This window comes from Geomobilimonas luticola, from assembly GCF_018476905.1.
Taxonomy (GTDB): Bacteria; Desulfobacterota; Desulfuromonadia; order Geobacterales; family Geobacteraceae; genus Geomobilimonas; species Geomobilimonas luticola.
On the sequence record NZ_JAHCVK010000037.1, the window covers coordinates 1 to 223 of the forward strand.

A 223-nucleotide genomic window follows, 5' to 3' on the forward strand; every position below is an offset into this window, starting at 1 on the left:
TGCCGGTCGTGGTCATGTCGCTGTTCTGGCGCAAGTTCAACACCGCCGGTGTCATCTCCGGCCTGCTGGTCGGCACCATCGCCTCCATCGCCCTGGTCATGGTTTCCCCCAACATGACCTATCCCAAGGTCATTGCTGCCGGTGCCCAGAAAGTGATCACCGCCATGGAGGCCAAACAGGCCGCCCTGCCTCCGGGAGCCACCCTTGACGAGAAGGATATGAA

At 61.4% G+C, this 223-nt stretch carries 1 pseudogene; it reads left to right on the forward strand.

The annotated features are described in order from the left end of the window. Nucleotides 1-223, forward strand: a pseudogene (locus KI810_RS17205) (cation acetate symporter); the annotation flags it as partial.